Annotated in this window: 11 protein-coding genes; 7 read left to right on the forward strand and 4 right to left on the reverse strand. The window is 42.6% G+C overall.

Features of this window, described 5'->3' with window-relative positions; translation table 11 throughout:
- Window positions 1–62: 62 nt before the first annotated feature.
- Window positions 63–554, reverse strand: a complete 492-nt coding sequence (locus G3570_RS00080; RefSeq protein ID WP_165138001.1) for a hypothetical protein — start codon at window positions 552–554, stop codon at window positions 63–65.
- Between the two features lie 921 nt (window positions 555–1,475).
- Between G3570_RS00080 and G3570_RS00085 the strand changes: the two genes are divergently transcribed.
- The gene (locus G3570_RS00085; protein WP_165138002.1) at window positions 1,476–2,006 is read left to right on the forward strand and encodes a gluconate 2-dehydrogenase subunit 3 family protein; all 531 of its coding nucleotides are present in this window, start codon (window positions 1,476–1,478) and stop codon (window positions 2,004–2,006) included.
- A 38-nt stretch (window positions 2,007–2,044) separates the two neighbouring features.
- Window positions 2,045–3,757 carry a GMC oxidoreductase gene (locus G3570_RS00090; RefSeq protein ID WP_165138003.1) on the forward strand — a complete coding sequence of 571 codons (1,713 nt, stop codon included), beginning with the start codon at window positions 2,045–2,047 and terminating at the stop codon, window positions 3,755–3,757.
- 198 nt (window positions 3,758–3,955) lie between these two features.
- Here G3570_RS00090 and G3570_RS00095 read toward each other — a convergent pair whose 3' ends face one another.
- From G3570_RS00095 to G3570_RS00105, 3 genes are all read right to left on the reverse strand, one after another.
- Window positions 3,956–4,519: a nuclear transport factor 2 family protein gene (locus G3570_RS00095; protein ID WP_165138004.1), complete on the reverse strand. Its 564-nt coding sequence runs from the start codon at window positions 4,517–4,519 to the stop codon at window positions 3,956–3,958.
- A gap of 235 nt (window positions 4,520–4,754) precedes the next feature.
- Window positions 4,755–5,807 carry an NAD(P)-dependent alcohol dehydrogenase gene (locus tag G3570_RS00100; protein WP_165138005.1) on the reverse strand — a complete coding sequence of 351 codons (1,053 nt, stop codon included), beginning with the start codon at window positions 5,805–5,807 and terminating at the stop codon, window positions 4,755–4,757.
- 623 nt (window positions 5,808–6,430) lie between these two features.
- On the reverse strand, window positions 6,431–6,961 hold the full coding sequence (locus G3570_RS00105) for a CIA30 family protein (RefSeq protein WP_249066515.1): 531 nt from the start codon (window positions 6,959–6,961) through the stop codon (window positions 6,431–6,433).
- 333 nt (window positions 6,962–7,294) lie between these two features.
- On the opposite strand from G3570_RS00105, the gene G3570_RS00110 reads away from it, so the two are divergent.
- The 5 genes from G3570_RS00110 to G3570_RS00130 all read left to right on the forward strand — a co-directional run bounded on the left by G3570_RS00110 (window position 7,295) and on the right by G3570_RS00130 (window position 14,145).
- On the forward strand, window positions 7,295–8,275 hold the full coding sequence (locus tag G3570_RS00110) for an HNH endonuclease (RefSeq protein ID WP_165138006.1): 981 nt from the start codon (window positions 7,295–7,297) through the stop codon (window positions 8,273–8,275).
- A 5-nt stretch (window positions 8,276–8,280) separates the two neighbouring features.
- Window positions 8,281–8,655, forward strand: coding sequence for an HIT family protein (locus G3570_RS00115; RefSeq protein WP_165138007.1), 375 nt, complete (start codon window positions 8,281–8,283; stop codon window positions 8,653–8,655).
- 220 nt (window positions 8,656–8,875) lie between these two features.
- Entirely contained in the window at window positions 8,876–10,372 is a 1,497-nt protein-coding gene (locus tag G3570_RS00120) for a DNA cytosine methyltransferase (RefSeq protein ID WP_165138008.1), read from the forward strand.
- A gap of 6 nt (window positions 10,373–10,378) precedes the next feature.
- Window positions 10,379–12,697, forward strand: a complete 2,319-nt coding sequence (locus G3570_RS00125; RefSeq protein ID WP_165138009.1) for a hypothetical protein — start codon at window positions 10,379–10,381, stop codon at window positions 12,695–12,697.
- Window positions 12,697–14,145 (forward strand): hypothetical protein, encoded by a 1,449-nt coding sequence (locus G3570_RS00130; protein WP_165138010.1) that lies wholly within the window; start codon window positions 12,697–12,699, stop codon window positions 14,143–14,145. The genes G3570_RS00125 and G3570_RS00130 overlap by 1 nt, the downstream gene beginning before the upstream one ends.
- The last annotated feature ends 2 nt before the right edge of the window (window positions 14,146–14,147 follow it).

Genomic DNA, 14,147 nt, shown 5'->3' on the forward strand with positions numbered 1-14,147 from the left:
ATTTTTATTTTTACTCCTATCTTTAATCGGTGTAAATCTGCAGTATTCGTGTTATCCGTGTTCTATTGAAACGGGTTCCACTTAGTCAGTTCAAAGTTAATGCGATTACTTCCGCTGCAGGAGACAAACTGCTGAGATGCCGAGTATAGTACAGAATCAATTGTGGCCTGGGCACTGACAAAGAAATGGCGCGAGCCACATTTCGTGGTGGACCGTGAGAAGCTATACTTGCCTAATGAATCAGTGTAAAACTGGCCGAGATGTGTGTAGTCGTAGCCGCCCCACTCCCAGTCTTCGTACAATGGACGGTTCACCAGGCTCACGATCGCGCTGTCTACAGGTTGGCCGCTCTCTTTTAAGGTTACGGTTCCGGATACGGAGAAGCTACTGCTGGTGTAGGCAGGTCGGTTGTTTGTTTTTGAATTAAAGCCTAAACCGACATCGCCAAGGACATTATCGCAGCCCTGCAGGATAAGTCCAAGTACTGACAGTACAAACAATACAATTTGAAATCTGTAACTGGTGCTAAGTAGATAGGTTTTAGATGTTTTCATAAGAGGCCTCCGAATTACCAATTAGGTTCTTTGAGGGTGCTGAACCTAAAGTAGAGGCGTACCGGGTGGAGAAATGCGACTTAGTGGTAGGGGAAAAGGGACTATATGTGAAACGGCAAATGGAACACGGTATCCGTGGATAAGGCTGATTTTTACGGATCTTAATTTATATACTCTCTGTTTCCGGCGCTCTGCTCCGGAAACAAATGCCTTGTTCATTCTCAATTGAGTTCACTTTAGTTTACTATTTCGAAGAGCATCTTTGTTCATTTTTGACTGGCCAAAAACGAACCAAAAAGCCACCGGGGGTATTGAGATGTTGTTTTAGCTATAATTGTATTGTTGATCTTGCTCTTCTACTCTCAATGCTTTTTAGTTTATCTTTCCCGCAATACCCCCGGACCCCCGTTTTGCAGTGAACAGTGTGTCAGTGGTCAAGTAACAGATTAGGCCAACTATCCTGATAGACGCTGGAAGAGCTCTATTATAACGATAAACTATTGAAGGTTTTCCGCACTTGGAGTTGTGAGGCAGGTGGGTGCAGAGGGGTCGAGAAGGCAGGCGGTTGTAATAACACACCGATGAGATTGTGGAAACTATTAGCGGGTGTGATGGATCTTTGTTTTTACCCTGCCAAGCGGCACCGATGCCCTGCTGAGCACATCCTGGCGGCGCGTTTTGCGGTACTTTTGCGCGTCAAAAGTACCAGTAAAAAACACAGATGACACAAATATTGCAGATTTACGTCGGTTAAAGATAAAAGTTCAAAATAAATATCTGTAAAAATCAGCCTTATCCACGGATACCGTGTTCCATAAAAATGGTAGCTCTTCACAGATATTAAAGTTCCTTTTGTATGGAAAAAGATTTATGCTTACCTAGGTAAATATAGATATCCGACATTATAGAACAGATTCAGCTATGGACCGACGTACAGCCATCAAACAACTTTCCCTGCTTGGCGGAGCCATGCTTTTGGCGCCCTCCTGCACGTTCAGTTCTGAACGGGTATCTGTAGCACTGGATAACCTGAAGATCACACCCTCCCAGGAGTCACTACTAGGCGATATCGTGGAAACCCTTATACCCGCTACTGATATCCCCGGGGCAAAGGAACTGAAGCTTCACCATTTTGTGCTGGTCATGGTCGATGGCTGCCGGGGTCCGTCCGACCGCGAAGCTTTTCAGCGCGGGCTGGGGCAGATCGACGCGCTGGCTGAAGAAGAAGTGGGTACCGCCTTCTCCGATTGCGATGCCAAACAGAAAGAAGTGTTTCTGACCGGTTTGATGGATGGGACTTCCGCGGAACCTGCGTATGAGGATGCCCGTGCATTCCTTGGGATGACCAAAGGCTATACCATTCAGGGCTTTCTGCAATCGGAATATGTGATGACCGAAGTCAATCCCTACCAGCTGGTTCCCGGCCATTTTGACGGCTGCGTAACGAGTTAACAAGTTAAATGAAATGAAATTTTAGATCCTGTAAGGACATGGCCAATCTGAACATCGACAGCAAGCAAGAACGAACCTATGATGCCATCGTGATTGGATCAGGTATGAGCGGCGGTTGGGCTGCCAAGGAACTCACTGAAAAGGGACTCAAAACACTTGTGCTGGAACGGGGCCGGGATGTCAAGCACATGGAGGATTACCCGACTACTAATATGATGCCCTGGGAATTTAAGCATCGCGGGGAGATACCCAGGGATATCGCCGAGGAAAATCCGGTGGTGAGCCGGTGCTATGCTTTTAAGGAAGACGCCAAGCATTTCTTCGTACTGGATACTGAACATCCCTACGTGCAACAGGAGCCCTTCGACTGGATCCGGGGCTACCAGGTTGGGGGCAAGTCGCTGTTGTGGGCCCGTCAGACCCAGCGGTGGAGTCCCTACGATTTTGAGGGTCCCGCCCGGGACGGTTTCGCGGTGGAATGGCCGATCAGCTACGAAGATATTGCCCCCTGGTACAGCCATGTTGAAAAATTTGTGGGTATTTCGGGCAACAAAGATGGCATCCCGCAGCTGCCTGACGGTGAGTTTCTGCCGCCTATGGATCTCACCTGCGTGGAAAGCTATTTTAAGGAACAGATGTCGGAGCACTATCCCGAGCGCCCGGTCATCATCGGCCGCTGTGCTCACCTGACGGAGCCCCAGCCCATTCATCTGGAGCAGGGACGCGGTCAGTGCATGTATCGCAACATTTGCCAGCGGGGTTGTCCCTATGGGGCTTATTTCAGCAGCAACTCCTCGACCATCCCCTGGGCGGCCAAAACCGGTAATATGACTTTGCGTCCGCATTCGGTGGTTGATTCCATCATTTACGACGAGCAGCAGGAACGGGCCGTCGGGGTACGGGTTGTGGATGCCAACACTAAAGAGACGGTAGAATATTACGCCGACATCATTTTTCTCAACGCCAGCGCACTGAACAGCAACATGATTCTGATGAACTCCACTTCAGATCGTTTTCTCGACGGTTTGGGCAACGACAGCGGCCTGTTGGGCAAATATGTGGCTTTTCATAACTACCGCGGCACCATTTCGGCCGAGTATGAAGGATTTATGGATCGCACTACCTCCGGCCGGCGGCCCAACGGGGGTTACATTCCACGTTTCCGTAATGTGTTCAGCCAGGAAACCGATTTCCTGCGCGGCTATGCGGCAGGCCTCAGCGCCCACAGGTCACAGGTTCGGGATACCTCAGGTGCCGGACAAATCCTGAAGGAGAACCTGCTCAATCCTAGCCCGGGTCCCTGGCGAGTGGGCTCACATATGATGGGAGAGACCATTCCCAAAGAATCCAACTATGTGGCCCTGGATCCGGAAAAGAGAGATGAATGGGGCATGCCATTGCTGAACGTCTCGGTGGAGTATGACGATAACGATGAAAAGATGCTCGAAGATTTCTTTGAGCAGATGTCGGAAATGTACGACAAGGCTGGCTTTACCAATATCCGAACCCGTGATTCCGAACAGGCTCCCGGCCTGGACATCCATGAGATGGGAGGCGTTCGTATGGGGAAAGATCCGGAGACCTCACTGCTCAACAGGTGGAATCAGCTGCATGCCTGCAAGAATGTGTTTGTAACCGATGGGGCCTGCATGACCTCAACCGGCACACAAAATCCTTCACTGACCTACATGGCACTGACGGCCCGGTCGGCGAATTATGCTGTAGAGGAATTGAATAAAGGAAATCTGTAGGAGTTAGAGTAAGCCTTTCGAGCTGTCACACAGAGGTGCGCAAAGAAGCACAAAGGTACACAGAGATGCACGGAGTAATACGGGATAGAACACGGATGACACGGAATCCGTGTTCCTTACCCTCTCAATAAAAATGGAGCATATCCATTCGATTCACCTGAGATTGGTGGAAAGAATGAACACGCTCCATAAACTGCATCAGTTTTCTTCTGAAGTGGAAAGTATATTGGTGCCCATGGCATTGATAATCGGCGATCGGTCGTAATAGGAGTAATACCGGTCGATCTTTTTCTCATCGTTGAAATGCAGCGTGAAATTCATGCGAATATTCACGGTACTCCCATTGAAAACCATTTCATTGGACATATAGGATATCACGTAGGGTCCGGTCAAGCCGGCATAGTTGGGAGCCTCCCGGGCAACTACCGGCAGGAACACCGGGTTGCTGAAGGTCATGGAAGATACGCCTGACGTATTTTCCCAGTTTTTCCACCAGTCAAGTACAGCCGTTTTGCCGGTCAGTACAGTGCGCGTTCCCGCATCCCCATCAGGGAAGTAATACTCAATATCATCGGCCAGCATCTCTCCCCAGGCATCAAAGTCCATGCTCTGCATATGCATCATTGCCTGTTCGGCCATCTCGGCATATTCCGGCGATCCGATATCCCATCTTTCATTGCCATCCTCTACAACCTGCGTACATCCCGCAAGCAGCATCATGCCCATCAGAATACCTCCTGTCCATACCCGTGTTTTTTTCATAGTTATCATATTCACCCTCGGTCCCTTTATTTTATAGGTAAGTAGTTGTTATTTGTACAACTGTGTAAATGAAAGTGGGGATTTGCCGGATCAAATCAAAGATATATTTATGGGAGGGGGCTTGGTTGAGTTAAATAGGTCCCTCACTTCCGCAGCAGAGCGGCGGAAGTGAGGGTAAACATAAAAAATCTGTGAACATCCGCATTACCCGCGGATGCCGTGTTCCATAAGACCCTTAGCTCTCTTTCAGCGAATCCATGTCGATGACAAAGCGGTACTTCACATCGGAGTTGACCACGCGCTCGTAGGCTTCGTTGATCTCCTCGATGTCAATCATCTCTACATCGCAGGTGATACCGTGCTCCCCGCAGAAATCCAGCATCTCCTGGGTTTCGGGGATACCTCCGATGACCGAACCGGCAACGCGTTTGCGTCCCATAATCAGTCCGCCCCCGTGCATAGGCTCCAGGGGTTCAATAGCGCCTACCAGCACCATGGTGGCGTCGCGGCCCAGCAGGTTGATGTAGGGATTCATATCATGCCCCACCGGAATAGTATTCAGCAGGAAGTCAAAACTGCCGGCATGTTCTTCCATCTGTTCGGGATCGGTGGAGATCAGTACATCGTCGGCGCCCAGCCGCTTGGCGTCTTTGGCTTTTTCAGGCGAACGCGTAATCATCACGGTTTCGGCACCGAGTGCATGGGCAAACTTGACGCCCATATGTCCCAGACCGCCCAGACCGATGATGCCAACCTTATCTCCTTCCCCCACCTCCCAGTGGCGCAGCGGCGACCAGGTAGTGATACCGGCGCACAGCAGGGGCGCAGTGGCTTTGGTGTCAATATTCTCAGGTATATTCAGTACAAATTCCCGGTCTACCACTACCTGCCCGGAATATCCACCGAAGGTGTGTCCGCCGAGATGTTCGTCCGGACCGTTATAGGTCATCACAGCCCCTTCTTCGCAGTATTGTTCCAGACCGTCCTTGCAGGAATCGCAGGTCTGGCAGGAGTCTACCATACAGCCTACTCCGACCAGGTCGCCTTCTTTAAAATCAGATACGTTATCTCCCACTTCTGTCACTCGTCCAACAATCTCATGGCCCGGCACTACAGGGTACATGGAATTGCCCCACTCATTGCGTGCCACGTGGATATCGCTGTGGCAGACACCGCAGTACAGAATATCTATTTTAACGTCATCGGGCAGCACCTCACGGCGCTGAATATCAAAAGGTTTCAAATCGGCATCGGCAGATTGTGCAGCGTAGGCATGTACTTCGCTCATGTAAGAAATAATTTGAGTTGGGATTGAAGGATTTACAACTATGTCTTGCTGCTATTCATTCCTTTATCAGTGAGCAGCTATATGGAACACGGAATCCGCGGGCAAGACTGATTATCGCAGATTTTATTTTTGAATTCCTATAATTAATCGGTGTAAATCTGTAGTATTCGTGTCATCAGTGTTCCATACAGTCCCTAGCACGGAAACAAGTTTTGGCTTGTAGACAATTATCATTGTTCATTTTTGACTGGCCAAAAACGAACCAAAAAGCCACCGGGGGTATTGAGATGTTGTTTTAGCTATAATCGTTCTTTTGATGTTGCTCTTCCACACTCTATGCTCTTTCGATTAACTTTCCCGCAATACCCCCGGACCCCATTTTCAGTTTATTATTTTAACCGCACTTGGAGTTGTGAGGCAGGTGGGTGCAGAGGGGACGCGAAGGCAGGCGGTTGTAAAAACACACCGATGAGATTGTGGAAGCTGTTGCCGTTTGTGGTGGATCTTTGTTTTTACCCTGCCAAGTGACACCGATGCCCTGCCGAGCAAATCCTGGCGGCACGTTTTGCGGTACTTTTGCGTGTCAAAAGTACCATTATATAAAATGGATCAAACAGACTGACCTACTGTAACTCAAGGCTTTTAATTTCAAGTCGGAAATCTTCTTCCCTGCCATTCCCAAACAGAAAGCCGAGCTCTTCCAGGTTGTCACCGCTGAAGTTGGGCTGATCGAGGGTTCTTCCTCGATAGCTGGGATATAGACTTTGCAAAGATATCTCTATCTCCTGCCACTCTCCCGAGGTCTCGAAGTAGGTGATATAAGACCGGTAGTCATTCAGATCATTCTTTATCCTAAACTGGTATCTTTTTCCGTCCCCTTTGAGACGGAAAACGATCTTGTCATAGTCTTCCACAGAAAGTTTGCCTGGCCAATAGCGTACAGATGCAAACCCCCCGTTGTTCTTGAGTGAAATGCTTCCTTCAAAGATGCCGTTGCCCTGCGAACCACGGTAAAAGGTGCCGTCGGATCTGCCTCCCATCACGTTATCGTTAACGATTTTCCAGTCTGACAAATCATTATTTTTTTCAAAATTAAAAATGGTTTCGGTATTCATGGCTACTAAAAGCAGGATTGATAGTATTGAGGGCATCATAGGGTACTGATTCATGGTTTTCTGTAGGGATCAACAGTAACCATCTAAATTTCGATCGTCCTTCTAAAACTTGATGTCTTGGACCGCTACAAATTCATTTTTAAAGGACATTGAAAATCTGAGGCCATTCGTACCTTTCGCGTCATCCGTGTTCCAACGGGTATGTTAACTAATCTGACTTTCTGATTATTAAAGAGTATAATCATTGATGTTAAGAGACTTCATCAGAATGAACAACTGACCGCTTTGAATACCGCAATCCTTTCAGCTGTACAATCCAAATCCCTTTAAAATTGAGACAAGAAATAAAATCAGGTAAAAAAACTATTGTCAATGGATACTCTTCCATATAGAAATGAATTAACGAGTCTTCGATCTGATACCACCCATGACTGGGGTGAAGTAACAAAGGGACGGGCGCCGCATAAACCGTTTTTATTGCTAAGTATTTTGGACGGTATTGAAAGCGGATGGATTACAAATCACCAAATCGAGTTGAGCCGTGATCTGACCGATACCTTTTTTACCTATTGGAATGCTATAATGGGTAAAGATCGAATTACAACGATCGCCCTTCCCTATTACCATATGCAAAGCGAGCCGTTTTGGGAGCTGGTTTATAAAGAAGGCGCGAGGCCATTTTCAAGTTCACCCTCATTGGGATCGCTTCGAAAACGGGTGGAGCATGTAGAAATAAATCCGGACCTTTTCCGGCATTTTTCTGATTCACAAGAAAGAAACCGGTACAGAAAGTTATTGCTGGCAACCTATTTTAATAAAGAAACTGCTGAATTACTGGAAGATCTGATCTCATTGAATCGCCTTTCTTATGATTATAGTGAAGGTCTTCTAGAACGGGTTGCGGAGCCATTTGAAAAATATGTTTCAAACGATGAAAAGCGATATATAGAGCAATCTTATAAGCGCCAGGTTCGTGACAAAGGATTCCGTCAAGCACTTCGCAGAATTTACAAGGACACTTGTGTGCTTTGTAGGTCCAGTGTTGTGACCCGAACTGACGAATCGCTGATTGACGGAGCACACATCATACCATGGGAAGATAAAGGAACCGACGATCCCCGTAATGGTCTTGCCTTATGTAAAACTCATCATTGGATGTTTGACAGTTACCTACTGACCATAAAGCCGAACTATCAAATCAAATTATCAGCTTGGTTAAAAAAGGAAGGCAAAGAGATCGATCATACTCTGGCTTGGGATGGGAAAGAGATTTTATTGCCTGTGGAGGAGCGATTTATGCCACATGAGGATGCTTTGATAGAACGTTTCAAAAGATTTCAAGAAATCAACTAAAACAGATGCCAGATATGAGTTGTCCCTTTTGCAATACCGGTGAAGAGATGATCGCTGAAAATGAACTCTGTTTTGCCATGTATGACCGGTATCCGGCATCACCGGGACATACACTGATTATCAGCCGCAGGCATGCCGGTGACTTTTTCGATTTAACGGAGGAGGAGAAGACCGCCTGTTTTGAGTTGCTGCAAAAGGTGAAACAGAAACTGCAAAAGAAGCACCGGCCGGATGGCTGGAACATCGGCATGAACTGCGGATCGGAGGCCGGACAGACCGTCTTTCATTTTCACTGCCACCTGATTCCCCGATATAAAGGTGACATGGACGACCCCAGCGGCGGGGTGAGGCATAGTGTGGAGGGGAAGGGGTATTATTGAAAATATTTTGTAAATAATTTGTAATGATTATCCAATTTCTTTATTTGATTACCAAATAAAATATCATCAGAATCAATTAGACCTTAGAAAGAAAGGCTTTCATTTTAGATCTTTCCTTATTGCTAATATCTTACTTCATAGCATTTGAAGATCATATCTACTCGATAACAACTGTTATTATTTAAATATTTGAAATTACTAAGGCAATCGAATAATAATTATGCCAGTACCTAGACTAAAACACGTTGAATTGTTTGCGGGCTGCGGGGGATTAAGTTTGGGCTTGAAAGCAGCCGGATTTGACCTAATGCTTGCTAATGAAAAGTCAAGAATGGCGGCAGAAACTTTTTCTTATAATTTATTAGGTCAAGATCTTAATCATTCAGATAAAAATTCATCGCTCCTGATCAAAGGACAAGATGATGTTAAAGGATTCATAAGAAACTTTAAAAACGGTAGTCCAAGATTACATGTAGGTGATATTTTAAAACTTGTTGAATTTTGTGAGATATATAGTTCAGAATTAAAAAAATTAAATATCGATTTAGTCTCAGGCGGTCCTCCTTGTCAAGGTTTTAGCTTAGCAGGAAGGAGAAAAGAAAGAGATCCCAAGAATCAATTACCTTATAGTTTTTTAGATTTCGTTCATCTTTCCAATCCTAGGTTTGTAATACTAGAAAATGTTCTCGGTATAACCCAACCTTTTAAAAAGGATGGTGGGGTTAGGTATCCTTGGTTCGAGCTAGCAAAAGCATTTATTTCCCAGAGTTATGTTCCATTCTGTTTTATCGTAAATGCTCGTGATTTTGGAATTCCCCAAAATAGGCCAAGATTTATTTTATTTGGAGTTCGAAGTGATCAAGCACGGATCTTCGAAATTCTCAAGACAATAAATCCTATCTATAAGTCTGTACATACTTTTGCAGAAAAATTAATGGAAGTTAATGAAGAGGCCCTTGCTGACTTGCCATATACAAAATTGCATAGCCAAAATTTTCCTTTGATTAATATGACTCGTGAGGAAGTAGCAAACTATGGTTTTTTAATTCAGAAACCTGATCAGGAGATTTCTACAAAAGAAGCAATAGATGACTTATCTAAGGAAAGTCCTCCTTCTGCCTATGTCAAGAACTTAAATAAAAGGTTTAGGCCTTACCTGAATCATCCTGAAGGGTTTTCTTTAGATGATTATCCCTATAACCAAGAAGAGAGAAACCATACCCAAAGGGTGAAAAAGCGGTTTTCTTTTCTTCAGATTGCATCAAAAAATAAAATCGATTTAGATTTCTCCAAATTAGATGAATTCTTTTCTCAGAAGGAGTCGGTTAAAAAGTTATTTAAAGCAGCTTCTGAAAAGGGTTTAGTAAAAAGATCGAATGGTAAAGTCCCCGAAGAAATTTTGAGAGAGAATTTTGAGGATCTAAAAACGAAAAAACATAGTCAGAAAGCCTTAAAAGCTACTGAACCTGCCCCAGCTCAGTTGACAATTCCGGATGATTATTGTCATTATTCTGTCAAAGAAAATAGGGTATTAACAGTAAGGGAAATGGCTCGAATTCAGTCATTTCCAGATTCTTTTGTATTTAGATCAAAAGTTACCACCGGGGGATTAAACAGGAGGGATGAGGTGCCACAATACACTCAAGTAGGTAATGCAGTACCACCTTTATTAGGTTATGGGTTTGGTGAATTTATTAAGAGCTTAACAGATAAATAGAAAAAAATGAGTAACCATACTAGAGTTCCTGGCGGAGAAGAAAATAAAAAGTCAGGAACTACTTGGTCGAGAGAAGAAATAGAATATGTTTTTAAATTATATCGTGAACTTGAGGGAGAAGGTATTCATGAAAACAATCCAAAGATAATTAATCTTGGGAAAAAGCTTGGCAGAACTACGAGATCAGTGGAAGCCCAACTTTATATGTTCCGTAGCTTAGAGAGAGGGGATTACAGTCATAGTAACATGAATAAACATACTAGAAATATTTGGCAGGAGTATATGGAGGATAGAATGGTCGCGTCAAAAAAGGGTTCAACTCAAAATGAAGTTAGAAAATGGGCTGGTCACAGAGAGTCAGGTGTGACAGTAGCATTTACTAAAAGGACTAAACCTGACAAACACTTAGTTAAAACTAGGTTAATAAAAGAGTTGGGAAAATTAGCTCAAGATGTTTCTCACAAAAAACTAAGTGATAGGGTTGGTATATTTCTTTTAGGTGGGCCCGGTAATGGCAAGACAGAAGCTTTAAACTACTTCTTCGAAGTATTATCAGAACAGGTATCAAGCAATGGTGATATTAAAGAACTTCTATTTAAAAAGGGAGAAGATTATAAAAGGGAAATAAATATTGATGTTTCTGAAGAATCTGATGGGTTATTAGGCGAGTTAAAAATTATTCAAGATGCTACTGTTGGAAATGAAGGAGAGGGGGCTGGCCATAGCTTTTTAAATGATTTAGAATGGCTAACAAAGGAAATTCCCAAGAAGAGGTTCTTATTTGTTTGTATTAATCGGGGTATTCTTCAGGATGCTTTGCAATATGTAAAATTGAAAAATAGCTATTCTTCAAAAGTAGTCAACCTGTTAGAGAACATAAACGAAACACAACATGTTAACCCAAATCCAATTAACTCTTGGCCAATTAACGATAATAAAATTCAAGAAGATGTTACTACAAGTCCATCACTTTATGTATGGCCAATGGAAAGAGAGTCAGTATTTAATAAACCTGATGAACATACTAGTTCACCAGCGCAACAAGCTTTAAGGTTGGCTTATAATGAGCTTGAAGTGGGTAATGAAAAATTTGTTGATTTTCAGCTAGATCATGAAGGTCATATAGAAAATTTAGTTGAACTTTTCAAGATATATGAAGTCAAAACTGGCCGCAACATTTCAATGCGGGAATGGTTTTCCTTAATGGTTCAAGCAATTCTAGGGGATGAGAAGAGAAAAGAACAAAATAATAGTGTTTGGCTTGAGGCTTTCCAGCAATACCCTTCTAGGCTTTTCCCATTTTATCCAGACTTAAGTGCTATACTTGAACACCAGCATATTTTAGAAGTTTTCAAAAATGAGACAAGTGGTTTTTTAGAAGGCTTTTTCAAGGATTATCAAAGTAATTTGCCAAATATTGGTAATAGTGAAATAGGAAGTGTTTTAGAAAGTCTAGAGGAAGAACTTGAAACCGGTCGCGCTTGGGAAATGGATATGAAAATCCTGGGGAGTGATTTTTCGTATAGGACTTTTGATAGAAAGGTTTCTACCTCTATTGAATACGCTGAAGAATATTTAATAAATCGAAAGGAAGATTTAAATTTATCTGAGCAAGACTGTAAACTATTTAGCCATTTTTCAAAGGCGTCAGGTATCTTGCAAACTATGGAGGATACTAATAAAGCGTTGGCCCCTCATTTAAGTTCACTTCAAAATTTACTTCGTAAGCTTTTCAGTTTGTATGCTTATCGCACCCTTTCAGTTAAAAATGGGATTTGTATTCATTCTGAGTCTGTAAATGAATACAAAACTTTATGTAGTAAAGAAGGTGATTTACATAGGAGAAACCTTAAAAATTCTTTTAAGGATTTTTTCCTTTCCAATCAAAAATTATCAATTGACATGGCTAGGACTTTTGGGCAACCACTAAATACAGAAAGGGAAGTTTTAACTCTAGAAGTAAGTAGCAACTTCACAGTTGATATTAAAATAATGCATACTGAAAATTTGATACAGCCAACAAAGAAAATGGCTTTTTTAGTTGCAAAAATGAATCAATCAGGAGAAAAGAGCGTGCCCCTGCCAATTACTTACAAGTTGTTTAATGCCATGTATCAACAATTGAAAGGATTGGATAATGCAATGGTCCCAAGAGAGGTCCATGCACAGCTAGAACGCCTAGGCACCGAAGTTAGTCAGAAAACCCTAAAAAATATGGGAGACTTCTTAGATATAATTACTATTAAAGGTAGTAAAGACCCTCAAAAAAATGAAGAGATAAATATGGATCAACTACTCTGGAATCTTAAAAGATATCAAGACTAATGGCGAGCCCTTTAAGTAAATCTCAACAGTCTGATTTTTATAATAGATCCTATTTAGGTCTGGAACCTGCTCCGGAGTATGTTGTGCCTGAGTCTGTAGTTGCGAGTGTCTATCGGAATTTTTTCCTAAATGTTGGAGAGGGGCAGGTGGTAGACAAATTTTCAAAAGACGAGGATATAGTAAGGCCAATACATGAAAAACTTCAATTTCTTTCTGAAGAGCATAATATCCAGCTGAAAGATTTCTTGGATATACCCAAGCCTAAAAGTAGTTATTTGGACAAAGAAAATTATTATGGTTGGCAACCATTAATACCCAATATGGGAGTTATTGTAGCACCGGTACGTCCAAGTGGTAGTAATCCTTGGAATCCAGGAAGGATGTTCACAAAGGTTCTTTCTTTTGGAGCTGGTAGCGAAGAAGAATTAAATTCATTATTAGAAGAATGCTTAGATATTTTTAGCATTCCAGAAACTGATAATCCTATTGCTCAGCTATTGAATAAAGTATTTTCGAATTTATCTCAGCAAAGGAAATCTATAGAGGAAATCGAACTAGACAGAAACTTTGAGATTGCTCAGGCAGCTAAGCAGTTTAATTCTGAAAGATTTCCGGCAATTTTCTTGAAAGCAGATTTAAAAGTTCTTCGAGATATTAAAGATAAGGTCTCTCTTAGACAATGGCTTTCAATTATTGAATCCTACCTAAGAATTTTATTGACGTCTCATGCAAGGTGGGTTATGCATGCAAATATGGTCGTATGGAATGCATTTAGAGAAAAACTCGATAGAAATGCCACATCACTTAATATTGTGGAAAAAACTTTTACAGGGTTAAAGGGCTTTGATATTAACGAAAGATTGACCAGCCAAATAAAGAGTGAGGTTGCAAATTATATATATGCTAGAATTGGTATTAACCTAGCTCTGGAGCACTTTCCATCTTCTATTCAAGAATTTCGATCTCCGGGCGATTACAAACAGTGGATTGAACAAATAGAATTCAACTCTGAAAAAAAGAAAAAATTTGATACCGCATACGAAGAGATAACTCATGAAGAAATAAACAAAATAAATTCTAAAAGCGGTGTAGGAAGGAATATTCACTTTTTTGTTAAACATCTTTTGGGTCAAAGGCAGGTTATACATGAAAAAGATAAAAACTACGATCAGGGTTATTGGACGGTAAAAACAGGTGATTATAACGCTGCCCCCTGGATCTTCAAAACCGGACCCGTAGCGACTTTATTACTGTCTAGCTTATCTATAGATGGTAAATATGGTAGTGCATTAGATATTTCTAAAACTTTATCTCGTTTTGGATGGGAGATTAATCCAGATGCTTTAGCATTGAGTGATTTAGGTGAAGCTTTTAATAAGTTGGGTATAACTTTAGATAGCCCTGATGGTGAAAGAGGTGTAATTATTAAAAATCCATTTTCCGATTAATT

The sequence above is a fragment of the Halalkalibaculum roseum genome (assembly GCF_011059145.1).
Lineage (GTDB): Bacteria > Bacteroidota > Rhodothermia > Balneolales > Balneolaceae > Halalkalibaculum > Halalkalibaculum roseum.